This is a genomic window from Nocardioides litoris (genome assembly GCF_006346315.1).
GTDB classification, from domain to species: Bacteria; Actinomycetota; Actinomycetes; order Propionibacteriales; family Nocardioidaceae; genus Nocardioides; species Nocardioides litoris.
Genome location: NZ_VDMR01000004.1, coordinates 231862 through 255006 on the forward strand (window position 1 = coordinate 231862; position 23145 = coordinate 255006).

Annotated in this window: 25 protein-coding genes; 21 read left to right on the forward strand and 4 right to left on the reverse strand. The window is 75.8% G+C overall.

Annotated features, from left to right (window positions below; translation table 11 throughout):
* Window positions 1–251: 251 nt before the first annotated feature.
* On the forward strand, window positions 252–518 hold the full coding sequence (locus tag FJQ57_RS15235) for a hypothetical protein (RefSeq protein WP_139981767.1): 267 nt from the start codon (window positions 252–254) through the stop codon (window positions 516–518).
* Window positions 519–528: 10 nt separating this feature from the next.
* Here FJQ57_RS15235 and FJQ57_RS15240 read toward each other — a convergent pair whose 3' ends face one another.
* Entirely contained in the window at window positions 529–1125 is a 597-nt protein-coding gene (locus tag FJQ57_RS15240; protein ID WP_139981769.1) for an O-methyltransferase, read from the reverse strand.
* 362 nt (window positions 1126–1487) lie between these two features.
* Here FJQ57_RS15240 and FJQ57_RS15245 point away from each other — a divergent pair, with 362 nt between their 5' ends.
* The 13 genes from FJQ57_RS15245 (at window position 1488) to FJQ57_RS15305 (ending at window position 14901) form a co-directional block, all read left to right on the forward strand.
* Window positions 1488–1667: a hypothetical protein gene (locus tag FJQ57_RS15245; protein WP_139981771.1), complete on the forward strand. Its 180-nt coding sequence runs from the start codon at window positions 1488–1490 to the stop codon at window positions 1665–1667.
* Window positions 1668–1864: 197 nt separating this feature from the next.
* Window positions 1865–2950, forward strand: a complete 1086-nt coding sequence (locus tag FJQ57_RS15250) for a 3-isopropylmalate dehydrogenase (RefSeq protein ID WP_139981773.1) — start codon at window positions 1865–1867, stop codon at window positions 2948–2950.
* A 101-nt stretch (window positions 2951–3051) separates the two neighbouring features.
* On the forward strand, window positions 3052–4125 hold the full coding sequence (locus FJQ57_RS15255; RefSeq protein ID WP_139981775.1) for a branched-chain amino acid aminotransferase: 1074 nt from the start codon (window positions 3052–3054) through the stop codon (window positions 4123–4125).
* Window positions 4126–4239: 114 nt separating this feature from the next.
* Window positions 4240–5160 carry a M10 family metallopeptidase domain-containing protein gene (locus tag FJQ57_RS15260; protein ID WP_139981777.1) on the forward strand — a complete coding sequence of 307 codons (921 nt, stop codon included), beginning with the start codon at window positions 4240–4242 and terminating at the stop codon, window positions 5158–5160.
* Window positions 5161–5241: 81 nt separating this feature from the next.
* Window positions 5242–6312, forward strand: a complete 1071-nt coding sequence (locus FJQ57_RS15265; RefSeq protein WP_170219457.1) for a FecCD family ABC transporter permease — start codon at window positions 5242–5244, stop codon at window positions 6310–6312.
* Window positions 6309–7397: a FecCD family ABC transporter permease gene (locus tag FJQ57_RS15270; protein WP_211348954.1), complete on the forward strand. Its 1089-nt coding sequence runs from the start codon at window positions 6309–6311 to the stop codon at window positions 7395–7397. Before FJQ57_RS15265 ends, FJQ57_RS15270 begins: the two co-directional genes overlap by 4 nt.
* Before the next feature lie 84 nt (window positions 7398–7481).
* Entirely contained in the window at window positions 7482–8378 is an 897-nt protein-coding gene (locus tag FJQ57_RS15275) for an ABC transporter ATP-binding protein (protein ID WP_139981779.1), read from the forward strand.
* A gap of 124 nt (window positions 8379–8502) precedes the next feature.
* On the forward strand, window positions 8503–9552 hold the full coding sequence (locus FJQ57_RS15280; RefSeq protein ID WP_139981782.1) for an iron-siderophore ABC transporter substrate-binding protein: 1050 nt from the start codon (window positions 8503–8505) through the stop codon (window positions 9550–9552).
* Between the two features lie 91 nt (window positions 9553–9643).
* Window positions 9644–11383, forward strand: coding sequence for a serine/threonine-protein kinase (locus FJQ57_RS15285; RefSeq protein WP_139981784.1), 1740 nt, complete (start codon window positions 9644–9646; stop codon window positions 11381–11383).
* A gap of 93 nt (window positions 11384–11476) precedes the next feature.
* Window positions 11477–12406 carry an ABC transporter ATP-binding protein gene (locus tag FJQ57_RS15290; protein WP_139981786.1) on the forward strand — a complete coding sequence of 310 codons (930 nt, stop codon included), beginning with the start codon at window positions 11477–11479 and terminating at the stop codon, window positions 12404–12406.
* Window positions 12403–13131 carry an ABC transporter permease gene (locus FJQ57_RS15295; protein ID WP_139981788.1) on the forward strand — a complete coding sequence of 243 codons (729 nt, stop codon included), beginning with the start codon at window positions 12403–12405 and terminating at the stop codon, window positions 13129–13131. The genes FJQ57_RS15290 and FJQ57_RS15295 overlap by 4 nt, the downstream gene beginning before the upstream one ends.
* 22 nt (window positions 13132–13153) lie before the next feature.
* Entirely contained in the window at window positions 13154–14230 is a 1077-nt protein-coding gene (locus FJQ57_RS15300) for a sensor histidine kinase (protein WP_139981790.1), read from the forward strand.
* Complete coding sequence (locus FJQ57_RS15305; RefSeq protein WP_139981792.1) at window positions 14227–14901, forward strand: response regulator; 675 nt, start codon at window positions 14227–14229, stop codon at window positions 14899–14901. Before FJQ57_RS15300 ends, FJQ57_RS15305 begins: the two co-directional genes overlap by 4 nt.
* Before the next feature lie 148 nt (window positions 14902–15049).
* Here the strand turns inward: FJQ57_RS15305 and FJQ57_RS15310 are convergent, their stop codons facing one another.
* Window positions 15050–15682, reverse strand: coding sequence for a TetR/AcrR family transcriptional regulator (locus FJQ57_RS15310; protein WP_139981794.1), 633 nt, complete (start codon window positions 15680–15682; stop codon window positions 15050–15052).
* A gap of 237 nt (window positions 15683–15919) precedes the next feature.
* Between FJQ57_RS15310 and cimA the strand changes: the two genes are divergently transcribed.
* From cimA to FJQ57_RS15325, 3 genes are all read left to right on the forward strand, one after another.
* A complete protein-coding gene (gene cimA / locus FJQ57_RS15315) occupies window positions 15920–17515 on the forward strand; it encodes a citramalate synthase (RefSeq protein WP_139981796.1) in 1596 nt (531 codons plus the stop codon).
* A 3-nt stretch (window positions 17516–17518) separates the two neighbouring features.
* Complete coding sequence (locus FJQ57_RS15320) at window positions 17519–18325, forward strand: ATP-grasp domain-containing protein (RefSeq protein WP_211348955.1); 807 nt, start codon at window positions 17519–17521, stop codon at window positions 18323–18325.
* A gap of 72 nt (window positions 18326–18397) precedes the next feature.
* Window positions 18398–19036 (forward strand): DUF6518 family protein, encoded by a 639-nt coding sequence (locus FJQ57_RS15325; protein ID WP_139981798.1) that lies wholly within the window; start codon window positions 18398–18400, stop codon window positions 19034–19036.
* 17 nt (window positions 19037–19053) lie between these two features.
* Here FJQ57_RS15325 and FJQ57_RS15330 read toward each other — a convergent pair whose 3' ends face one another.
* The gene (locus FJQ57_RS15330) at window positions 19054–19662 is read right to left on the reverse strand and encodes a TetR/AcrR family transcriptional regulator (protein WP_139981800.1); all 609 of its coding nucleotides are present in this window, start codon (window positions 19660–19662) and stop codon (window positions 19054–19056) included.
* Window positions 19663–19736: 74 nt separating this feature from the next.
* On the opposite strand from FJQ57_RS15330, the gene FJQ57_RS15335 reads away from it, so the two are divergent.
* The 4 genes from FJQ57_RS15335 to FJQ57_RS15350 all read left to right on the forward strand — a co-directional run bounded on the left by FJQ57_RS15335 (window position 19737) and on the right by FJQ57_RS15350 (window position 22787).
* A complete protein-coding gene (locus tag FJQ57_RS15335) occupies window positions 19737–20300 on the forward strand; it encodes an NADPH-dependent FMN reductase (RefSeq protein WP_139981802.1) in 564 nt (187 codons plus the stop codon).
* Window positions 20301–20370: 70 nt separating this feature from the next.
* Window positions 20371–20769, forward strand: a complete 399-nt coding sequence (locus FJQ57_RS15340; RefSeq protein ID WP_139981804.1) for a hypothetical protein — start codon at window positions 20371–20373, stop codon at window positions 20767–20769.
* A 27-nt stretch (window positions 20770–20796) separates the two neighbouring features.
* Window positions 20797–22281 carry an amidase gene (locus tag FJQ57_RS15345; protein ID WP_139981806.1) on the forward strand — a complete coding sequence of 495 codons (1485 nt, stop codon included), beginning with the start codon at window positions 20797–20799 and terminating at the stop codon, window positions 22279–22281.
* Window positions 22251–22787 carry a GNAT family N-acetyltransferase gene (locus tag FJQ57_RS15350; protein WP_425465428.1) on the forward strand — a complete coding sequence of 179 codons (537 nt, stop codon included), beginning with the start codon at window positions 22251–22253 and terminating at the stop codon, window positions 22785–22787. Before FJQ57_RS15345 ends, FJQ57_RS15350 begins: the two co-directional genes overlap by 31 nt.
* A gap of 3 nt (window positions 22788–22790) precedes the next feature.
* On the opposite strand, the gene FJQ57_RS15355 is transcribed toward FJQ57_RS15350, so the two are convergent.
* Window positions 22791–23093, reverse strand: a complete 303-nt coding sequence (locus FJQ57_RS15355) for a hypothetical protein (protein WP_139981809.1) — start codon at window positions 23091–23093, stop codon at window positions 22791–22793.
* Window positions 23094–23145: the final 52 nt, after the last annotated feature.

Here is a 23145-nt window from a genome sequence, read left to right on the forward strand (position 1 = left end):
CCGTCCCGTGGCCTGCGCGGGCGAGCCCAGGCTCACCCGCTCGCTGCCGGCCTCGGCCCGGTCGGTCCGCATGGCGCTCGGCAGGGTCCGCAAGGGTCGCTGCACCGCGACCGTGACCGCCCGCAACGCCATCGGCGCGAGCCCGGCTGCGCGGACGACGTCCACGGTCAAGCGGGCCGAGCGCCGCTGACGGTCGTGCCGCGCCCAGGGCTGTCGGTGCCGGGCCCTAGGGTCGGCACCGTGATCCGCCGATGACCAGTGCCCAGGAGCTCCGCGCCATGCGCGAGGCCAAGTTCGCCCGTGCCCGCGCCGCCGCCGGGGGAGCGGCCCCGGCCAGCGCTCCCAGTGCCCCCGCGGCCACGAAGCCTCGGGTCGCGCCGCCCGTGGCGCCGCCCGCCACGGCGACGGACGCGGTGATCGACGCGGTGGCCGACGAGCTCTGCGGCCACCGCAACATGGGCGGCCGCACGTGCACCCGCGAGAAGGGCCACGCGGCCAAGAACCACCGCTACTCCTGACGGGCCGGGCTCAGCGCTTGGTGGCGATGATGGTGGCCGCGTCGGCGGCCACCATGACCTCGACCGCGGTGAACCGCTCGTCGGTCAGCCACTGCTCGCGCAGCGTGTCGACCCGTCCGTAGGTGATCGGCGGCCAGCCCTCGCAGGGGGTGAAGTCGTCGAGCACCACGATGCCCCCGTCCTCGACGAGGTCGGCCACCGCGTCGACGCCGACGTCGCCACCGCCGCTGCCGCCCGGCCACCCGTCGGACTGGCCGGCGTCGAGGAACAGCAGCGAGAACGGGCCCTTGTCGAGCAGGGTCGACCAGTCGGCGGCGAGCACCTCGACCTGGTCGTCGTCGACGAAGATCTCTGCGGCGGCGCGGGCCAGCCGCGGGTCGAGCTCGGCGGTGACGATGCGGGCCTTCTCGCCGCGCACGCCCGACCGGAGCCACGCCGTACCGACGCCGCACCCGGTGCCGAGCTCGGCCATCGTGCCGTCGCGGGTGGCGGCGAGCATGGCCAGCAGCCGGCCGGTCTCGTTGCGGCAGAACGACACGTAGCCCGCCCGGCGCGAGACCGCGAACGCGCGCTGCACCACCTCGGGCAGGTCGGGGGGCGCGCTCATGCGTCGAGTGTGGGAGCCGTCTCCACTGGCGAGACCGTCGTCCCAGCATGCGAACAGTTCGCGGAACCGGGTGGCGGTCCCGCCGCCGCCGTCCTACCGTCGTCCCACCATGTGCAGCGTCCTCGTACTCATTGAGCGCCGCGACGGGGCCCGGCAGATCTCCTGAATCTGCTTCGCGAGGCCACCCCGTCGCGGTGGTTCTCGTGCGTACGACGCGACCGGCCTCGCGATCACCACGTCTGGTGATGGCTCCGCGGTGGTTCCGGTCCTGACGGACCACGAGTGCGATCCGCTTCCTCCGCTGGCGGGCTGCGTGCGACCCACGCGCCGACACCGGTGCCCCCGCGGGGCCTTCTCCGGACGTGACCGCCACGTCCGTGCCGTCCCCGATCCAGGGGGCGGCCGACCCGGAGGAGAAGCCGATGTACGAGATGTACCCCGAGTGGGGCCCCGCCAAGAACCGCGACGACGAGGGCTACGACGACGCGCGCGCCGGCGTGCAGGCTGCGTTCGAGCCGTACGACCGTCCGGATGACAACTGATTCGATGGTCGCCTCCGGACGGCCAGCATCCGTCGCCCGCCGCCGCCTGGCAGCGCTGCCGCCGGCTCTGGTGGGCGGGCGCCCGTCTGCCGGGTCCTCCTGCGGCTCCGTGCGCCGTGCGGTCGCCTCCGGCGTCCGTCGGGGCGCCGGCGAGACGGCTGCCGTCGCACCTTCGACCACGACTAGCCTCAGCCCACGTGACCACTGACCCCACCCCCGCTGCCTCAGGCTCCGTCAAGCTCGCCGTCATCCCCGGCGACGGCATCGGGCAGGAGGTGACCGCCGAGGCCCTCAAGGTCCTCGAGGCGGTCGCGCCCGACGGGGTGCGGTTCGAGCAGACCCGGTACGACCTCGGCGCTGAGCGCTACCTCGCGACCGGCGAGGTGCTCCCCGACTCCGTGCTCGCCGAGATCCGCGAGCACGACGCCATCCTGCTCGGCGCCGTCGGTGGCAAGCCCAACGACCCGAACCTGCCGCCCGGCATCCTGGAGCGCGGGCTGCTGCTCCGGCTGCGCTTCGAGCTCGACCACTACGTCAACCTGCGTCCCTCGCGCATCTACCCCGGCGCCACCTCGCCCCTGGCCAACCCAGGTGAGGTCGACTTCGTCGTGGTGCGCGAAGGCACCGAGGGCCCCTACACGGGCAACGGCGGTGCGCTGCGGGTCGGCACCCCGGCCGAGGTCGCCACCGAGGTCTCCGTCAACACCGCGTACGGCGTCGAGCGGGTCGTCCGCGACGCCTTCGCCCGCGCCCAGCGGCGCCCGCGCCAGAAGCTGACCCTGGTCCACAAGACCAACGTGCTCGTCCACGCCGGCTCGGTGTGGTGGCGGCTGACCCAGCAGGTCGCCGCCGAGTTCCCCGAGGTCACCGTCGACTACATGCACGTCGACGCCGCGATGATCTTCATGACGACCGACCCCGCCCGCTTCGACGTGGTGGTCACCGACAACCTGTTCGGCGACATCATCACCGACCTGGCCGCCGCCATCACCGGCGGCATCGGGCTCGCGGCCTCCGGCAACGTCAACCCCGACCGGACCGCGCCGTCGATGTTCGAGCCCGTGCACGGCTCCGCTCCCGACATCGCGGGCCAGCAGAAGGCCGACCCGACCGCGGCCATCCTCTCGGTCGCGCTGCTGCTCGACCACCTCGGCCACCCGACCGCCGCCGGCGCCGTCGAGGCGGCCGCGATCGCCGACCTCGCCGACCGCGAGCCCGGCACGCCCACCGGCGGTCGTCGTACCTCTGAGGTCGGCGACGCGATCGCCGCCCGCCTGGCCTAGCCCGCACGGTGGCCGGTGCGCGAGGAGCGTCGGTGACGGGCCTCGACGCCTCCTCGGCCGCCGCCTCCCCCCTGACAGGAAGCCCGACTACATTGCCGTCCATGGACTTCAGCACCACGCTGACCGAGACGCCGACGACCGACGAGCGGCTGGCCGAGATCCTGGCCAACCCCGGCTTCGGGACGCACTTCACCGACCACATGGTCACCATCGAGTGGACCCCCGACGCCGGCTGGCACGACGCCCGCGTGACGCCGTACGGCCCGCTCACCCTCGACCCGGCGACCGCGGTGCTGCACTACGCCCAGGAGACCTTCGAGGGCATGAAGGCCTACCGCCACGACGACGGGTCGGTGTGGACCTTCCGGCCCGAGGAGAACGCCGCGCGCATGGTGCGCTCGAGCCACCGGCTCGCGCTGCCGGTGCTGCCGGTCGAGGAGTTCGTGGCCGCCGTCGACACCCTCGTCGAGGTCGACCAGCGCTGGGTGCCCGACCACGCGGGGGAGAAGAGCCTCTACCTGCGCCCCTTCATGTTCGCCAGCGAGGCGTTCCTCGGGGTGCGCCCGGCCCAGCACGTGACCTTCATGGTGATCGCGAGCCCCGCCGGCGCCTACTTCAAGGGCGGCGTCAAGCCGGTCACGCTGTGGCTGACCGAGGAGTACACCCGCGCCGGCCGCGGCGGCATGGGTGCGGCCAAGACCGGCGGCAACTACGCCAGCTCGCTCGTCGCGCAGCAGGAGGCCACCGCGCAGGGCTGCGACCAGGTGGTCTTCCTCGACGGCCAGGAGGGCCGGTACGTCGAGGAGCTCGGCGGCATGAACATGTACTTCGTCCACGACGACGGCCACATCGTCACCCCCGCGACCGGCACCATCCTCGAGGGCATCACCCGGGCCAGCATCATCGAGCTCGCCGGCAAGCTGGGCCACCAGGTCGAGGAGCGCCGGTTCAGCATCGACGAGTGGCGCGAGGGCGTCACCAGCGGCCGGATCACCGAGGTCTTCGCCTGCGGCACCGCCGCCGTGGTCACCCCGGTCGGAGCGCTGCGCTCGGCGCAGGGCGAGGTCCCGGCGCCCGCCAGCACCGACCTGACCACGCGCATCCGGCAGGCGCTCGTCGACGTCCAGTACGGCCGCGCCGAGGACACCTTCGGCTGGATGCATCGCGTCGTCTGACCCACGTCCCGCTGGCCCACCGCACCGGGACGCGCCGGTGGGTCGGCGGCCGGGGTGGTCGGACGATCGCCGGGTCCCGCCCCGCGCTCACCACGTCTCGGGGAGGATGCCTGCGTGGGGTGGAGCGACCGGCGCGACCAGCGCCAGTGGCAGCGCGAGCTGGAGCGCCAGCTCGACGCGCTGCCGACGTACGACGGCGACGCTCCCGACGGCGGTCCCGTCACCCCCCTCGGCCGCGGCCTGCCGGGGCCCTCGCGCCGCGAGCGGCGTGCCCTGCGCCAGGCGCGCCGCCGCGCCCAGCGGGCGCACCCGTCCCGGGGCCTCGACCCGTACGCCGCCCCGCGCGGCCGGCGCGCCGAGCGCCGGCGCACCGTGCTGACCGTCGGGCTGACGCTGGCGGTCATCGGCGGCGTGCTCGCGGCCTCGCCGCTCGGGGCGCCGATCCGCGGCGTCGTCGGGTGGGACGACCGGGGCGAGTCGACGACGTACGCCTTCCTGGCCTCCGACCCGATCAGCGGCGACCCGACGACCTGGCGCTCGTGCGAGCCGATCCGGCTGGAGGTCAACTCCGAGGGCGCGCCCCGGGGGTGGCGGGAGCCCTTCGACGCGGCCGTCGCCGAGGTCGCCGACGCGACGGGCCTCGACCTGCAGGTCGTGGGGGAGACGACCGACCGGCCCGAGAGCGACCGCTCCGGCACCTTCGGGCGCGCCCGGCCGGTGGTCGTGGGCTGGGCGACGCCCGAGCAGGAGCCGCGGCTGGCCGGCGACACCGTCGGCCTGGCCGGCCCGCAGGGACGCGGTGGCTACTTCGTCACCGGGTCGGTGGTCTTCGACGGCCCGCAGTTCGCCCAGCTCGACGGCGACGGGCGACGCGACGTCGAGCGGGCGATCATGATGCACGAGCTGGCCCACCTCGTCGGCCTCGACCACGTCGACGACGACCGGCAGCTGATGTACCCCGAGACCACCTTCCGCACCGAGTTCGGCAACGGTGACCTCGAGGGCCTGCGGCGCCTCGGCGAGGGCGGCTGCTGAGCGTCCCCTGGGACGACGAGGCTTGGTGAGGCTACCCTTACCTCGAGCCCGGACGGTCCGGGTCGCGCGAGGGGAGGTCCGGTGGCCACGACCGCCCCGTCGACCCCCGCCGCGGCGCACGGCGCGGGCGACCGTCCGGCCCCGGCCCGCGCCGACCACCGGCGCCTGGCCCTCGCCCTGGTGCTGGTCGTGCTCGCCCTGGTCGCCGTCACCGTGGCCAGCCTGGCGTGGGGCGCCCGCCAGGTCGACCCCGGCGAGGTCTGGCGGGCGCTGGTCGACCCCGTCGCCGGCAACAACGACCACAGCGTCGTGCGCAACGAGCGCGTGCCGCGCACCCTGATCGGCCTCGTCGCCGGCCTCGCGCTCGGCGCCTCGGGCGCGCTCATGCAGGGCGTGACCCGCAACCCCATCGCCGACCCCGGCCTGCTCGGCGTCAACGCCGGCGCCTCGCTCGCCGTCCTCGTCGCCATCGCTGGCCTCGGCATCAGCACGACCTCGGGCTACGTCTGGTTCGCCTTCCTCGGCGCCGCCGTCGCCGCCGTCGTGGTGTACGGCGCCGCGCAGGTCGGCTGGGAGGGCGCGACGCCGGTCAAGCTGGCCCTGGTGGGCGCCGCGTTCACCGCCACGGCCACCTCCGTCACCACCGTCATCTTGCTGACCGACCGGCGCGCGCTCAACGAGTACCGCTTCTGGCAGGTCGGCTCGCTGAGCAACCGTCCCCTCGACGTGCTGGTCACCCTGCTGCCGTTCGTCGGCGTCGGCCTGCTCCTCGCGCTCGCCTCGGGACGGGTGCTCAACGCGCTCGCCCTCGGCGACGACGTGGCCCGCGGGCTCGGCCAGGACGTCGCCCGCGGCCGCGCCCTCGTCGTCCTCGCCGTGGTCCTGCTGTGCGGCTCCGCGGTCTCCCTCGTCGGTCCCATCGCCTTCGTCGGCCTCGTCGTCCCGCACCTCGCGCGGGCCGTGGTCGGCCCCGACTACCGCGCCATCGTGCTGCTCTCGGCCCTGCTCGGCCCGGTCCTGCTGCTCGTGGCCGACGTGGTCGGCCGGGTCGTCGCCCGCCCCGGTGAGATCGAGGCCGGGCTGGTCGTCGCCGTCGTCGGCGCTCCCGTGCTCGTCTACCTCGTGCGGCGCTCGCGGACGGTCGCCGCATGACCGCCGTCGACACCGCACCCCCGACCGCGGCCCCCGACGACGCCGCCGCCCGGCTCGCCGCGGCGCGCTCCGGCCTGCGCGTCGACCGGCGCCGCCGCCGGGTGCGCACCTCGGTCGTCACGTCCGTCCTCGCCGTCGTGGCCGTGGCCCTGGTGGTCACCGCGCTCATGCTCGGTGACTTCCCGCTGGCCTTCCGCCAGGTCGTCGACGTCCTCACCGGCGGCGGCGACGACATCGCCCGGCTCGTCGTGGTCGAGTTCCGCGGGCCCCGGCTCGTGCTGGCCGTCCTCGTCGGCGTCGCGCTCGGCGTGTCAGGGGCCCTGTTCCAGTCCGTGCTGGCCAACCCGCTCGCCAGCCCCGACATCATCGGCGTCTCCCAGGGCGCCAGCGCCGCCGCCGTGGCCGCGCTCCTCCTCGGCGGCCTCACGGGCCTGGCCCTCTCGGCCTCGGCGCTCGCGGGGGGCCTCGCCGTCGGCCTCTTCCTGTACGCCGTCGCCTGGCGCGGCGGGCTGGCCGGGCACCGGTTCGTGCTGTCGGGCATCGGCGTGGCCTACGCCTGCGCCAGCGTCATCGGCTACGTGCTGACCCGCAGCGACGTCCAGGAGGCGCAGGCCGCGCTGCTGTGGATGACCGGCAGCGTCGCGCAGGCCGACTGGCCGCTCGTCCGGCTGCTCGGGTCGACCCTGGCCGTCCTGCTGCCCCTCGTCGCGCTCGTGGCCCGCCCCCTGCAGGTGCTGCTCCTGGGCGACCAGCAGGCGCGGGCCCTGGGCCTGCGGCCCGAGCTGGTGCGCGCCGTCGTCCTCGGCCTCGGCATCGCGTTGGCCTGTGCGGCCACCGCGGCCGCCGGCCCGGTCGCCTTCGTCGCCTTCACCGCCGCCCCCGTCGCCCGCCGCCTCGTCGGCGACGGCGGCCTGGCGCTGGTGCCCTCGGCGCTCGTCGGCCTGGTGCTCGTCCTGGGCGCCGACGTCGTCGCCCAGCACGTGCTGCCGGCCGACATGGGCGTGCCCGTCGGGGTCGTCACCGGCGCCATCGGTGGGCCCTACCTGATCTGGCTGATGGCCACCCTACGCGCCCGCCCCGCCTGAGCCCCGTGGACCCGTGACCCCCGTGACCCCCGTGACCCCCGTGACCCCCGTGACCCCGTGACCCCCGTGAGCCGGAGGACCCGCATGACCCTCACCACCGACAAGACCGCCGACGCCACCACCGAGCACGCCTCCGCGGAGACGATCCACGCGCTCGCGGCCGGGCTCGAGGGCGAGCGGCACGAGCCGGTGCGGCTGGCTGCCCACGGCCTGCACCTGGCCTACGACAAGCGCACCGTCGTGCACGGGGTCGACCTCGAGGTCCCGCCGGGCGCGGTCACGGTCATCGTCGGCGCCAACGGCTGCGGCAAGTCGACCCTGCTGCGCGGGCTGGGCCGCATCCTCAAGCCCGCCGGCGGCCACGTCGAGCTCGACGGCCGCGACATCGCCCGGCAGCGACCGCGCGACGTGGCCCGGCTGCTGGGCCTGCTGCCCCAGCAGCCGCTCGCCCCGGAGGGCATCACCGTCGCCGACCTCGTCGCCCGCGGCCGCCACCCGCACCAGGGTGCGTTCCGCCGGCACGGTGCCGGCGACGCCGAGGCCGTGGCGCAGGCCCTGGCCCTCACCGACACCCACGAGCTGGCCGGGCGCCGGGTCGAGGAGCTCTCGGGCGGCCAGCGCCAGCGCGTCTGGGTCGCGATGATGCTGGCCCAGGACCCCCGCATCATGCTGCTCGACGAGCCCACGACCTACCTCGACATCGCCCACCAGGTCGACGTCCTCGACCTGCTCACCGAGCTCAACCGCACCCGCGGCACCACCGTCGTGATGGTGCTGCACGAGCTCGCGCTCGCCGCCCGGTACGCCGACCACCTGGTCGTCATGCACGAGGGGCGGCTCTTCCGGGCCGGCCCGCCCGCCGAGGTCCTCGACGCCGACTGCGTGCGCGAGGCGTTCGGCCTGGAGGCCCGCGTGGTGCCCGACCCGGTGACCGGTTCGCCGCTCGTCGTGCCCGTCGGGCGCCACCAGCGCCGGGCCTGATCCCCGGCCCGCGTCGGGCGTGACGCACCCCTCGTCGCCGTACCGCCGGCAATGAGTTAGGTTAGCCTCGCCTAAATCCCACGACCGGCACCGGGCCCGGTCCCGCACACCCCGAGGAGTGGACGTGTCCTCACGTCGTCCCCTGTCCCGTGCCGCCACCGCGGCCGTCCTCCTGCTCGCCCTGCCGCTCGCCGCCTGCGGCTCGGAGGACGACTCCGCCGCCGAGGGCTCCGGCTCCGGTTCCGGCGGCGGCAGCAGCGAGTCCGCCGAGGCCTTCGAGCCGGTCACGATTGAGCACGCCTTCGGCGAGACCGAGATCGACGAGCGCCCGCAGCGCGTCGTCACCTGGGGCTGGGGGAGCACCGACGCCGCCATCGCCCTCGGTGTCATCCCGGTCGCGGTGCCCAAGAACTCCTACGGCGCCGAGGAGAGCGGCCTCATGCCGTGGCAGGCCGAGGCGCTCGAGGCCGCCGGCGCCGAGACCCCCACCCTGCTCACCGAGGGCACCGAGCCGCCGTTCGAGGAGATCCTCAAGGCCCAGCCCGACCTGATCCTGGCCAACTACTCCGGCATCACCGAGGCCGACTACACCAAGCTGGCCCAGATCGCCGACACCGTCGCCTACCCCGACCAGCCCTGGACGACGCCGTGGCGCGACGTCATCACCACGGTCGGCGAGGCCCTCGGCGAGACCGAGCAGGCCGACCAGCTGCTCTCCGACATCGACGAGCAGGTCGCGGCCAAGGCCGAGGAGCACCCCGAGTTCGCGGGCAAGACGATCGCCGCGGTCGCCAACGACCCGACCGCGTTCTACGTCTACACCCCGGCCGACCCGCGGGTGGAGTACCTGGAGGACCTCGGCTTCGAGATCGCCCCGAGCGTCGCCGAGCTCGACACCAAGGAGTCGACCTTCTACTACACGCTGAGCCCGGAGGAGGTCGACAAGCTCGACTCCGACATCCTGCTCTCCTACGTCTCGACCCAGGAGCGGGCCGACGAGATCGCCGCCGACCCGACCTACAACGTGATGCCGCAGTACCAGGCCGACACCGTGGCCAGCGTCGTCGGCGACAGCTACATCTCCTCCGTGTCGCCGCCGACCGCGCTCTCGCTGACCTGGGGCCTCGACTACTTCGTCGACTCCCTCGTCCCGGCCGCCCAGGCCGCGAGCTGACCCACCCTCACCCGGTGGCGCCGACGCCGGGACCGGGGTGTCGAACCCCTGGTCCCGGCGTCGGGCGCGTCCGCGCGGGTAGCCTCACCGCGTGACGACGCAGCCCAGCGGGGAGATCGCCCTGCCCGGAGCCACCCGGCCCGGTCCGACCCGGGTGGGCCCCTACGCGCTGCTGGCCAAGATCGGTGAGGGCGGCATGGGTGTCGTCCACCTCGCCCGCCCCGACGGCGGTGGCCCGCGGGTCGCGCTGAAGGTCATGCGCCCCCACATCGTCGGCGACGACGAGGCCCGGCAGCGGCTGGCCCGTGAGGTCTCCTCGCTCCGCCGCATCCGCAGCCGGTGGGTCGCCGAGATCGTCGACGCCGACCCCTGGGCCGAGGTGCCCTACGTCGCCACCCGCTACGTCCCCGGCCTCTCGCTGCACGACCACGTGCTGCACGAGGGCCGCATCGAGGGCGACGACCTGACCTGGTTCGCCGCCTGCCTGGCCGAGGGGCTCGCCTCGGTGCACGCCGCCGGCGTGCTGCACCGCGACGTCAAGCCGTCCAACGTGCTGATGGAGGGCCGCACGCCCATCCTCATCGACTTCGGCCTGGCCCGCGTCGCCGACGACCCGCGGCTGACCCACACCGGCTGGCTGCTCGGCACCCCGGGCTACCTCGCCCCCGAGATCCTGTACGGCGACGACGCGAGCCCCGCCTCCGACCTGCACTCCTGGGCCGCGACGGTCGCCTGTGCCGCCACCGGCCGCGCCCCGTTCGGCCGCGGGCCGGCCATGGCGATCATGGACCGCGTCCGGCGCGGCGAGCACGACCTCACCGGCCTCGACGGCCCGCTGCGCGACGTCGTCGTCGCCGCGCTCGCCCCCGAGCCCGCCGACCGGCCCGACCTCGACCGGCTGCTGGCCTGGCTCCGGCCGCTCGCCGGCGGACTCGCCCCCGCCTCCGTCGCCCCGGCCGTCGCCGTGACCGACCCGACCCTGGCGGTGCCCGTCGCCGAGGACCCCTTCGACGCGCCGCTGATGCTCGCCGCGCAGGCCCACGACCCCCGGCCGCGGCCCGTCGACGAACCGCTCGTCGACGGCCCGGCGACCCTCGTGCTGCCGGCCGCGGCCCCCGAGCCGCGCGGGCCGACGGCGCCGCCCGCCGCGCCCACGCTGCGGGCCGCGCCGCCCCCGCCGGCCCCCTACCGGGAGCCTGCGCCGGCCCCGTGGGACCCCTGGGCGCAGCCGCCGCTCCACCTCGCTCCGACCCCCGGCCCCGAGCCCGTCGGCGCCGGCGAGCGCGTGCGCCGGGCGACCACGGTGGTCGCGGGCTGCCTCGGCGTCGGCGCGGCCGTCGCCGCCGTACCCCTCGTGGCGCTGGGCGTCGTCGCGGCCCTGGTCTGGGTGCTGCGGGCCGGGTCGCTCGCCGCCAGCGTCACCGAGCGCCGCCGCGCGGTGCGGGGCGAGCGCTGGTACGACGCGCCGCTGCGCGTCCTCGGCACGCCCTGGCACCTGGTCAGCGCCCTGCCCGGCGCGTTGCTGCTGCTCGGCTGGGCGGCCGGCCTGGCCGTCGCGGCCGCGCTGGTCTGCTACGCCCTGACCACCTCGGTGGCGGTCGGCCTGGCCGTCTCCGGCACCGTGCTCGCGCTCGGGCTGTGGTGGGGCCCGGGCGGGTCCCGCCTGCGCGGCCCCCTCGACCACCTCGTGGCCCCGGTCTCGCACCGGGTCGGACCGTGGCTCGCGGTCGGCGTCGTGCTGCTCGTCGCGGCTGGCCTCGGCGCGTCCTGGGCCGAGGCCTCCGGCAGCGTGTGGGCGCCGCTGTCCGAGCGCCCCTTCGCCGGCCGCTGACCCGGCTGCTGCCCCTGCCTCTGCCCCTGGGGGGAGAGCCGGTTCTGCCCGGGGACCGATGTGCCGCGGTCGCCGCTCGACCAGCCTGGGGGCATGACGCCAGCCTCCCTGTCCCCGCCCCCGGACGACCTCGTGGTCGACGTCCACGGGCTCCGCAAGACCTACGGCGACCGCACCGTCGTCGACGACCTCGACCTGCAGGTCCGGGCCGGTGAGGTGGTGGGCCTGATCGGCGCCAACGGCGCCGGCAAGACCACCACCGTCGAGTGCCTGCAGGGCCTGCGACGCCCCGACGGCGGCACCGTCCGCGTGCTCGGTCTCGACCCGCACCGCGACACCCAGCGCCTGCGGGCGATGGTCGGCAGCCAGCTGCAGGACTCGGCCCTGCCCGACCGGCTCCGGGTCGGCGAGGCCGTGGCCCTCTTCGCCCGCGAGCGGTCCGGGCGCGGCGAGGAGCTGCTCGAGCGGTTCGGGCTGCAGCACCGGCGCCGCTCGGCCTTCGCCACCCTGAGCGGCGGCGAGCGGCAGCGGCTCTTCCTCGTGCTCGCCCTGCTCGACCGTCCGCGCCTCGTCGTCCTCGACGAGCTCACCCAGGGCCTCGACCCCGCCGCCCGACGCGAGGTGTGGGGCGCCGTGGCCCGGCTGCGGGACGAGGGCACCACCGTGCTGCTGGTGACGCACGAGATCGAGGAGGCCGAGGCGCTGTGCGGCCGCGTCGTCGCCATGCGCGCCGGACGCGTCCTCGACACCGGTACGCCGGCCGAGCTGGTCGCCCGGCACGCCGGCCAGGTGCGCGTGTCCTTCACCCTGCCCGCCGCGGTCGACGTGGCCGGCCTGGCCGCCCTGCCCGGCGTCACCGGCGTCGAGCGCGCCGGCGGCACCGTGACGGTGAGCGGTCGTCGTACGACGGTCGCGCACACGGGCGCCTGGCTCGTCCGGCGCGGCGACGTGCCGACCGACCTCGACGTGCAGACCGCCTCGCTCGAGGCAGCGCTGCTGCACCTGCTGGAGGACGCGGCATGAGCACCAGACGACTGGTCGCGACCGAGCTGCGGCTCATGCTGCGCGACCCGATGACCCTGACCTTCGTGCTCGTCTTCCCGGTCGTGACGATGCTCATCATCGGCGGCTCCTTCGGGACCTCACCGGACGAGGCGTTCCCGGTCGACCCGACCCAGTGGTACGTCGCCTCCTACTTCACCGTCGTCATCGGCGCCACCGGCCTGATCATGCTGCCGGTGCACCTCGCGGCCTACCGCGAGCGCGGGGTGCTGCGCCGGTTCGCCGCGGCGGGCTTCTCCCGGTGGTCGTTCGCGCTGGCCGAGCTCGTGCTCGGTCTCGCCGCCGTCGCGGTCGCCGGGGTCGTGCTGCTCGCCGTCGCCGCCCCCGTGTACGGCGTCCCGGTGCCCGACCAGCCGCTGCGGGTCCTCGCCGGGGTGCTGCTCGGGTCGGTCGCGTTCGTGGGCATCGGCGTGCTGCTCGGCACCGTGCTGCCCTCGGCGCGCAGTGCGCAGGCGCTGGGGATGCTGCTGTTCTTCCCGTCGTTCCTGCTCGGCGTCGGCGGACCGCCGCCGGCGGTGCTCAGCCCCGCGCTGCGCGACCTGTCCGAGGTGCTGCCGCTCGCGCTGGTCACCGAGGCGGTGCGCGACCCCTGGCTCGGCCTCGGCAGCGCGACCGGTCCGTTGGTCGTCGTCGGGCTCGGCGCGGTGGTGGCGCTGGCGCTGGCCGCGCGTCGCACCGCCCTGTGACCGCACCTGTGAGGATGGGCCGGTGACCGAGGAGCGCGCGCTGCGGTGGGCCGGGCCGCCCGCGGTCGCGCTCTTCCTCGCCGCAGGCGTCGCGGGCAGCACGCGGCCGCTGGCCCACGCCGTGGTCGTCGCGCTCGTGGGAGTGGCGGGCGCGGTCGCCGCGGCCACGCTCGCCGTCACCGGCCCGCGGGCCGGGCTCGTGCTCGCGGTGCCGCTCGTGGCGACGTACGCCGTGTGCGCGGGCTCGTCGTCCAACCTCGGCTGGTTCGGGGTGTGCATCGTCGTGGGCTGGGTCGCCATCGTCGCCCGGCCGCGCGTCGTGGCCGCGGTCGCGGTGCCGGCCGTGGCGGCGATCGCCGCGCAGTGGCTGGTCGACGCCGACGAGCCCGGGTGGGGCGCGTGGGTGGCCGGCACGGTGTTCACGGCCGTGGCCTGCTCGATGGCCCACCGCCAGCGCGAGCTGCTCGCCGCGCTGCAGGAGGCCCAGACCGGGCTGGCCGAGCGGGCGGCGGCCGAGGAGCGCAACCGGATCGCCCACGAGCTGCACGACGTCATCGGCCACGCGCTCACCGTCTCGCTGCTGCACGTCACCAGTGCCCGGCTCGCCCTCGACGAGGACCCGGCCGAGGCGGCCGCCTCGCTCGAGGAGGCCGAACGGCTCTCGCAGCAGAGCCTGGCCGAGGTGCGCGCGGTCGTCGGACTCATGCGTGACGCCGGTGCGGTGGCGCCGCTGCCCGGCGCGGGCCAGCTCGACGACCTCGTGGCGTCCTTCGACCGGGCCGGCACCCCGGTCACCTGGTCGGTCGACGGCGACCCGGCCTCGCTGACCGCCACCGAGGCGCTCACGGTCTACCGGATCCTCCAGGAGTCGCTCACCAACGCTGCCCGGCACGCCCCTGGCGCGGCCACCACCGCCCGCGTCGAGGTCGGCGCCGCCGGCACGACGGTGGTCGTCGACTCCGCCGGCCCTGCGCCCGCCGTGGTGCACGAGGGCGGGGGACTGGTCGGCATGCGCCAGCGGGCCGCGGCCGTGGGCGGCCGGCTGACTGCAGGGCCGCACGCCGGCGGGTGGCGCGTCGAGGCGGTGCTGCCCTCGTGAGCGGGGACGCCCCCGCGGTCCGGGTGCTGCTGGTCGACGACCAGGAGCTGGTCCGCGCCGGGCTGCGCGGCATCCTGCGCGCCTCGCACGGGTTCGACGTCGTCGGCGAGCTCGGCGACGGCACCGGGGTGGTCGACGCGGTCACCGCCCTGCGGCCGGACGTGGTGGTGATGGACGTGCGGATGCCCGGCGTCGACGGCGTCGAGGCCACCCGTCGGCTGGCCGTCCTCGACGACCCGCCGCCCGTGCTGGTGCTGACGACGTTCGAGGACGAGGAGGTGCTGGCCGGCGCGCTGCGCGCCGGCGCCGACGGGTTCCTGCTCAAGGGCGTCCCCGCCGCCGACCTGCAGCGCGCGGTCCGCGAGGTCGCCGCCGGCGGGTCCTGGCTCGACCCGGCGGTCACCGGACGGGTGCTCGCCGCCTACCGCACCGGCGCGCCCGCCCCGTCCGCGGGCGCCGCCATCGAGGTCCTCACCGCCCGCGAGCGCGAGGTGCTCGTGCTCATCGGCCGCGGCCTGTCCAACGGCGAGATCGCCGCCGAGCTGGTGCTGGGGGAGGGGACGGTCAAGACCCACGTCGGCCACGTCTTCGCCAAGCTCGGCCTCCGTGACCGCGCCGCCGCCGTCGTCCTCGCCTTCGACCACGGCCTCGTCACCCCCGGCCCCCGCTGACGCGCCGCGGCGGGGGTCGCGGTGGGGGTTGCGCGGGACGTCATGCGGACCGGTGGTCCGGGCGGCCGGCTCGCATGACGTCCGACCCGCCGACCCGCCCCGATCCGACCGGACCCGCCCGCGGACACGGGCCGGCCCGGCCTCGGGGTCAGCGGGTGGCGGAGGCCTTGCGGAGGCGGGAGCGCAGGGCCCGGCTGGCGACCGGGCCGAGGTCGTCGACCACGTCGACGAGCACCACGAGGCGCTCGACCGCGTCGAGGGCCGCGCGCGACCCGACCGGGTCGACGCCGTCGTACAGGTCGAGGCCGACGAAGACGGCGCTCATCATCTGCGCCAGGCCGGCCGGGTCGACGACCTGCTCGAGCGGGCTGCCGGTCATCAGGCGGCGCACGACGGCCTCGAGCTGCTCGCACCAGCGGGCCATCGCGTAGCGGCCGGCCTCGGCCAGCAGCAGGTCCTGGCGGGCGCCGGCGAGGAGCTGGGCCATCACGGTGATGTTGCCGGTCTCGCGCTCGCGGTCGTGGAGCTCGCGTCCGACCTCGAGCAGCTCCGAGAGCGAACCGATCTGCGCGAACTGGTCGCGGTAGAACACCACGCTCTCGTCGACCGCCGCCCGGGTCGCGGCCTGGATGAGCTCGGGCACGGTGCCGAAGTGGTAGAAGACCAGGGCCTGGTTGACCTCGGCGCGGGCCGCCACGGTGCGGGCCGAGAGCGCGGTGATGCCCTCGGTGCGCAGCACCTCGGCGGTGGCGTCGAGGAGGCGCTGTCGGGTGTCGGTCACGGTCTCCACGGTACGCCGGAGTTGAGCGACCGCTCAACGCGACGTGGATGGGACGCGTGCCACACCGCCCGACCCGTGGCACCATGGTCGGGTGCTTCGCACCTCGATGACCACCATCATCATTCGCTAGCGCACCGGGACCCACCCGGTGCGCCACCTCCCGCCACCCCGGGAGGTTTTTTGTTGCCCTGGCACCTGACCCGGCACGCGACCTGACACCCGACCCGAGGAACCCCGATGGACCTGCACGGCGCCTTCCACGTCTACGACACGACCCTGCGCGACGGCGCGCAGCAGGAGGGCCTCAACCTCTCCGTGGCCGACAAGCTGACGATCGCCCGGCTCATCGACGGCCTGGGCGTGGGCTACGTCGAGGGCGGGTGGCCGGGGGCCAACCCCAAGGACACCGAGTTCTTCCGCCGGGCCGCCCAGGAGCTCGACCTGCGCCACGCCCGGCTGGCCGCGTTCGGCGCGACCCGCAAGGCCGGCGTACGCGCGGCCGACGACCCGCAGGTCGCCGCGCTGCGCGACAGCGGGGCCGGCACCGTCACGCTGGTCGCCAAGTCGCACGACCGGCACGTCGAGCTGGCGCTGCGCACCACGCTCGAGGAGAACCTCGCGATGGTCCGCGACACCGTCAGCCACCTGCGCGAGGAGGGCCAGGAGGTCTTCCTCGACGCCGAGCACTTCTTCGACGGCTACCGCCGCAACCGCGACTACGCCCTCGAGGTCGTCCGCGTCGCGGCCGAGGCCGGCGCCTCGGTCGTCGCGCTGTGCGACACCAACGGCGGCATGCTGCCGACGTGGGTCGGCGACACCGTCGCCGACGTCATCGCCACCACCGGCGTGCGGGTCGGCATCCACGCCCACAACGACACCGGCTGCGCGGTCGCCAACAGCATCGCCGCCGTCGACGCGGGCGCGACGCACGTCCAGGGCTGCATGAACGGGTACGGCGAGCGCACCGGCAACGCCGACCTCGTCACCGTCGTGGCCAACCTCGAGCTCAAGCACGGCCGCCAGGTGCTGCCCGAGGGCCTGCTGGCCGAGTCGACCCGCATCGCCCACGCCGTCGCCGACGTCACCAACTTCCCGCCCGCCTCGCGCCAGCCGTACGTCGGCACCTCGGCCTTCGCGCACAAGGCCGGCCTGCACGCCAGCGCGATCAAGGTCGACCCCGACCTCTACCAGCACATGGACCCCACCGGCGTCGGCAACGACATGCGGCTGCTCGTCTCCGACATGGCCGGACGCGCGTCCATCGAGCTCAAGGGCAAGGAGCTCGGGTTCGACCTCACCGGCGACCGCGACGTGGTCACCCGGGTCACCGACCGGGTCAAGGCCATGGAGCAGCGCGGCTACACCTTCGAGGCCGCCGACGCCTCCTTCGAGCTGCTGCTCGCCGAGGAGGTCGAGGGCCGCCGGCCGGCGTACGTCGAGGTCGAGTCGTGGCGCGTCATCACCGAGACCCTCGCCCACCGCGACGCCCTGGAGGAGGCCGTCTCCGAGGCGACGGTCAAGCTGACCGCCGAGGGCGTGCGCTACGTCGTGACCGGCGAGGGCAACGGACCGGTCAACGCGCTCGACTCCGCGCTCCGGCTCGCCATGGTGCAGGCGTTCCCCGAGGTGGCGAAGTTCGAGCTGGTCGACTACAAGGTCCGCATCCTCGACCAGGGGCACGGCACCGACGCCATCACCCGGGTCCTCATCGAGACCTCCGACGGCGGGTCGACCTGGGTGACCGTCGGCGTCGGCGCCAACGTCATCGAGGCCTCGTGGGAGGCGCTGCTCGACGGCCTGACCTACGGGCTGCGGCGCCGCCACCGGGACTGACCCGTGGCCGGCGCCCCGGCGGACGCCGTCCTGGTCCTGCCCCCGGGGCTGACCGCGTCCGCCTCCCGGGTGGCCGCGGCGGCGCGGCGGCGTGGCCTCGACGTCGTCCGGCTGCCGTCGCCGGTCGTCCCGGCCGACCTCGCGGCGCGGGCCGGGGCGGCGCACCTGCACGCCGGGCCGACGTTCGTCGACGCGGTGGCCGGGGCCCTCGACGTCGCGCCGCTCGAGGCGCCCGTCGACTGGCTGGCGCGGTTGCCGCGGGCCCTCGTGCGGCGGCGGATCGAGGCGGTGAGCCTGCGCGAGGCGCACGGGCTCCGCAGCCCCGCGTTCGTGAAGTCACCCAACGACAAGAGCGTCCCCGCCCGGGTCTACCCCGACGGGACCCGTCTGCCCGGCTCCGACGCGGTCGACCCCAGCGCACCGGTGCTCGTCAGCGACGTGGTCACCTACCGCTCGGAGGTCAGGCTGTTCGTGCTCGACGGTGAGGTCCGCACCGCCAGCCGGTACGCCGAGGACCGCGACCTCGCTCCGGGCCCGGCCCCCGCCGACGCGCTGGCCTTCGGCGCGGACGTCCTCGTCGCGGCGGGGGCCTCCCTGCCCTCGGCGATCGTGGTCGACGTCGGCCGCGACGCCGACGGTGCGTGGAGCGTCGTCGAGGCCAACGCGGCCTGGGCCAGCGGGTCCTACGCCGCCGATCCCGACGCGGTGCTCGACGTCGTGCTCCGCGCCGCGGGCCCCCGGGCCGCCGTGGCCGACCGGGACCGCCCCTTCGTCCGGGGCGGGTGGGGGTCGGTCGACGAGGAACCCTGACCGGTACCCCGGGCGTGGTCGTCGGCACCTCAGGCTGATCTGCGGAGCCCCGCGCCGGCGCACCCTGGAGGCATGACGACCTACGAGGCCCCGGTGCTCACGGGCCACGCCCGCTCCGCCCACCCCGCCGTACGCCGCCCGCTGCTCGTCGCGGCCGGGGCGGGTGTCGCGCTCGGGGTCGTCGACCTGGCCCTGCAGCTGTCGCTGCCCTACCCGCTGGCCGACCTGGCCAACAGCTCGGCCGTGTGGGCCGTGCTCGCGCTGGTGCTGGCGCGGGTCCTCGGCACGGGCGAGGTGCGCTCGGCCCTGGCGGGCGTCGTGGCCCTCGTGGTCGCGGTCGAGGCCTACTATCTGGCCGCGATCGCGCTCGACAAGGCGGCCGTGACCAGCCTGGTCGCGCCGACCTCGGTGGCCTGGATGGTCATGGGCGTGGTCGCCGGGGCCGGGTTCGGGGTCGCGGGCGCATGGAGCCGGCGCGGCCGGTCCTGGTGGGCCGCGGCGGGCATCGGGGCCGGTGTCGCCGTGCTGCTCGCGGAGGCGTGGCAGCGGTCCGACCAGCCCGGCACCGCCCTGCTCACCGCGGGCCTCGGCGCGGCGCTGCTCGCGGCCACGGCCCGTCAGCCGGTGCTCCTCGGGCGCACGGTCGTCGCCGCCGTCGCGCTGACGCCCGTGTGCTTCGTGCTGTTCGGCTTCGCGGGCTTCGGCGGCTGACGGCGGCTGACGGCGGGTCAGGGCCGCGGGCCGACGACCCGCTCGACCAGGTCGTCCCAGCCGTCGCAGATGCGCTCGAGGGACAGGCCGTCGTGGCGCAGCTGCTGCTCGAGGATGGGGATCTCCAGCGGCGCCAGCAGCGCGGCGGTCAGGTAGGTCAGGTCGCCCCGGACGCCGATCTCGCCCAGCAGGTGCCGCACGTGCATCGCGGTGAACGACGCCGCGGCGGTCGACCGGGAGCCGGCGTGGCCGGCGGCGCGGATCAGGGCCGCGCCGCGCAGGCTGGCGTCGATGCGGGAGTGGCCGAAGGCCAGCAGCCGCTCGCGGGCCGGTGCGCCGGGGCCCAGGGGTGGCGGGCCGGAGAGGACCGAGGCCTGCCAGTCGGCCTCGACGTGGTCGAGCAGGGCGGCCATCAGGCCCTCGCGGCTCTCGAACCGCCGGAACACCGTGCCCTTGCCGACCCCGGCGCGCTGGGCGACGGCGTCCATCGTCACGCCCTCGACGCTGCAGTGGTCGACCAGCTCGGCCGCGGCGCGCAGGAGGGCCTCGCGGTTGCGGGCGGCGTCGGCCCGCTCGACGGGCCGGTCGTCGGCCAGCGGCAGCAGCCGGCGCGGCCCCTCGTCCATGGCTCCGAACCTACCGGCGCAGAAATCTCCTCGCGGGTGGGAATGAAACCGGACCATGGTCCGTTTGGCCGGTCATGACCACCTCGAACAGCCCCCTCGCCCGTACCCGCGTCGCCGTGCTCGTCGGCAGCCTGCGACCCGACTCGCTGAACCGCAAGGTCGCCGAGCTGGTGCGCGACCGCGCCCCCGAGGGCGTCGAGCTCGACATCGTCGACGGCCTCGACGACCTGCCCTTCTACGAGGAGGGCCTCGACGCCACCGCGACCCCGGCCGCCGCGACCGCCCTGCGCGAGCGGGTCCGGGCCGCCGACGCCATCCTCGTCGTCACGCCCGAGTACAACGGCACCATGCCGGCCGTGCTCAACAACGCCATCGACTGGCTCTCGCGCCCCTACGGTGCGGGCGCGATCGTCGGCAAGCCGCTGGGCGTCACCGGCACCACCCCCACGCCGTACGGCGGCAAGTGGGCGCACGAGGACACCGTCCGCTCCGCGGGCATCGCCGGGGCGATCGCCGTCGACGGCGCCGTGCACTCGCAGTCGGTGCTCGAGGTCGACCCGCTGGGCGACGACGAGGTGGTCGCGGAGTTCCTGCGCGTGCTCGACGCCGTCGTCAGCTACCAGCCCGTCGCCGCCTGACACCGGCGCCCCGCCGGACCGGGTGACCGGGTGACCGTGTGACGGCTCGGTCACGGGGCAGGCTCGCCCCGTGACCGAGCCGCTCTGGCGTCCCCACGCCTCCCAGGTCTCCACCGCCCCGGTCGCGGACGCCGCTCCGCGCCGGCAGCCGCGGCCGGTCGACGTGACCGTGACCGTGCTGCTGCTCGTCGTGCTGGCCCCCCTGGCCTTCGTGGCGATGGTCCTGGGCCTGCTCACCGGCATGGGGGTCTCCAGCTGCGAGGGCCGGGAGCCGTGCGGCACCGTGCTCACCGGCGGCACGGCGGTGATGACGGTCGCGCCGGCGCTGCTCTGGCTCGTCGCGCTCGTCTGGGCCGTCGTCCGGATGGTGCGCGGTCGGCTCGCGTGGTGGCTGGCCCCGGGTGCCTTCCTGGCCTGGATGGCCCTGGCCGCGGCGTACGTCGGGCTGGCCTCGCTGCTGGTGCCCTGAGCCGCCCGGTCGCACTAGGTTGGGCGGGTGGCCGACCTCCACGACCTGACCGCACTCGAGCAAGCCGCGCTCGTGCGGACGGGCGAGGTGTCGTCGGCCGAGCTCACCGAGCACTACCTCGACCGCGCCGGCAGGCTCGACGACGTGGGCGCGTTCGTCCGGGTGACGCCCGAGGTGGCCCGGGCGCAGGCGCGCGAGGCCGACCGGCGGCGGGCCGCGGGCGAGGCCACGGGGCCGCTGCACGGCGTACCGACGGCCGTGAAGGACCTCAACCTCACCGCCGGCGTGCCGACGGCGTTCGGGTCACCGGCCTTCGCCGACCACGTGCCGGAGGTCTCCGACGCCGTGGTGGAGGCGGTGGAGGCGGCCGGCATGCCGATGGTCGGCAAGACGAGCACGCCCGAGCTGGGCTCGCCCTGCTACACCGAGCCCGAGGGGCAGCCCGCCGCCGTGACCCCGTGGGACCGCAGCCGGATGGCGGGCGGCAGCTCCGGGGGAGCGGCGGCGGCCACCGCGGCCGGTCTGGTGCCCGTGGCGCAGGGCTCGGACGGCGGCGGCTCCATCCGCATCCCGGCGTCGTGCTGCGGGCTGGTCGGGCTCAAGCCCTCGCGCGGACGCATCAGCGGCGCACCGGCGTACGGCGACCCGGTCGGCCTGGCCACGGCCGGGTCGATCGGACGCACGGTGCGCGACGCCGCGGCGCTGCTCGAGGTCATGGCCGGTCATCGCGTGGGGGATCCGTCGTGGGCGCCTCCTCTCCGTGGGTCGTTGGTCGGTGCCTGCGAGCGCGACCCGGGGCGGATGCGGGTCGCGCGCTTCAGCACTCCCGTCATCACAGCACTCGCCACCGACAGTCCTGACCGACGCGACCCCGCGACCGGCGACTGGCAGGTCGGCGCGACCCTCGACCCGGAGGTGCTGGAGGCCTACGAGGAGGCCTCGGCGCTGCTCGGGGGCCTCGGGCACGAGGTGGTCGACGTCGCGGTGCCGCTGCCGCCCGAGGCAGTGGTGGAGTTCGAGACGTGCTGGGCCGTGCTGACCGCGCTCGGCCCGGTGCCGCCCGAGCGGGAGCACCTGCTGCGCCCGCTGACCCGGTGGCTCACCGCCCGCGGCAACGCCGTCTCGGGCCCCGACCTCGGGCGGGCCATCGGCGCGGTGCGCCGCCACGCGGCCGCCGCGGTCCGGGCCCTCGACGCCTTCGACGCCGTGCTCACCCCGACCCTGGCCCGGCTCCCGCTGCCGGTCGGGGCGATCCGCGACGACGCCGACCCGGCGCTCGACTTCGCCCGGCAGAAGGCGTTCACCCCGTGGACCTCGGCGTGGAACGTCACCGGCATGCCGGCGATCTCGCTGCCGCTCCACTGGGCCGACGCGCCCGGCAGCCCGGCCGGGGTCCTCCCGGTCGGCGTGATGCTCGCCGGCCGGCCCGCCGGCGAGGAGGCGCTCCTCTCCCTGGCCGCCCAGCTCGAGGCGGCCCGACCCTGGCACGACCGGAGACCGCCCCGATGGTGACGCCCACCGCCCTGCTCCCCGACGACGACCTCCGCCAGGCCCGCGACCTCATGGACCGCGCGTTCGTCGACTTCACCGACGACGACTGGTCGCACGCCCTCGGCGGGCTGCACGCCCTGGTCCACCGCGAGGGCCGGGTCGTCGCGCACGCGGCGCTCGTGCAGCGTCGGCTGCTGGTGCGCGGCCGCTCGCTGCGCTGCGGGTACGTCGAGGCCGTGGCCGTCGACCCGGCGTTCCAGGGCCAGGGGCTCGGGGCCGCGGTGATGGCCGAGCTCGAGGGCCACGGCCCGGCCCACGACGTGCTCGCGCTGAGCGCCTCGACCCGCGCGGTCGGGTTCTACGAGGCGCGGGGCTGGCAGCGCTGGCGCGGGCCCTCCTCGGTGCTCTCGCCCGACGGCCCGCTGGCCACACCGGAGGACGACGGAGCGATCCACGTCCTCGGCGGGCACGGTCTCGACCTCGACGCCCCGATCGCCTGCGAGTGGCGCGACGGCGACGTCTGGTAGGGCTCAGATGCCCCAGGCCGTGCGGAACTCGGCCGGGCTGAGGGTCGCCAGCTGGTCGCGCACGACGTCGAGCAGCACGGCCGCGTCCTCGGCGCCGGCCACCGGCACCCGCAGCTCGGCCACCCCGTCGTAGCGCCGGCGGACGACGACCACGCCCGCCCCCGTCAGCTCGAACCGGCCGCCCGTGGTGGCGCACCACAGGTCGAGCGCGCCCGCGACCAGCCGACCCCACCGGGCACGCCGCCGCGGCTCGAGGCCGAGCAGGTAGACCTCGTCGGCGGTCGCGGGGTCGAGGACGTCGGGCACCCCTCGAGTGTGGCACCCGGGGCCACGTGAGGTCCTGGCTGCGACGCCATGA

Bases quoted from the DNA above. Each gene is read 5' to 3' on its own strand.
- FJQ57_RS15235 (WP_139981767.1), top strand. From the start codon at position 252: ATGACCAGTGCCCAGGAGCTCCGCGCCATGCGCGAGGCCAAGTTCGCC.
- FJQ57_RS15240 (WP_139981769.1), bottom strand. From the start codon at position 1,125: ATGAGCGCGCCCCCCGACCTGCCCGAGGTGGTGCAGCGCGCGTTCGCG.
- FJQ57_RS15255 (WP_139981775.1), top strand. From the start codon at position 3,052: ATGGACTTCAGCACCACGCTGACCGAGACGCCGACGACCGACGAGCGG.
- FJQ57_RS15270 (WP_211348954.1), top strand. From the start codon at position 6,309: ATGACCGCCGTCGACACCGCACCCCCGACCGCGGCCCCCGACGACGCC.
- FJQ57_RS15275 (WP_139981779.1), top strand. From the start codon at position 7,482: ATGACCCTCACCACCGACAAGACCGCCGACGCCACCACCGAGCACGCC.
- FJQ57_RS15290 (WP_139981786.1), top strand. From the start codon at position 11,477: ATGACGCCAGCCTCCCTGTCCCCGCCCCCGGACGACCTCGTGGTCGAC.
- FJQ57_RS15295 (WP_139981788.1), top strand. From the start codon at position 12,403: ATGAGCACCAGACGACTGGTCGCGACCGAGCTGCGGCTCATGCTGCGC.
- cimA (WP_139981796.1), top strand. From the start codon at position 15,920: ATGGACCTGCACGGCGCCTTCCACGTCTACGACACGACCCTGCGCGAC.
- FJQ57_RS15325 (WP_139981798.1), top strand. From the start codon at position 18,398: ATGACGACCTACGAGGCCCCGGTGCTCACGGGCCACGCCCGCTCCGCC.
- FJQ57_RS15330 (WP_139981800.1), bottom strand. From the start codon at position 19,662: ATGGACGAGGGGCCGCGCCGGCTGCTGCCGCTGGCCGACGACCGGCCC.
- FJQ57_RS15335 (WP_139981802.1), top strand. From the start codon at position 19,737: ATGACCACCTCGAACAGCCCCCTCGCCCGTACCCGCGTCGCCGTGCTC.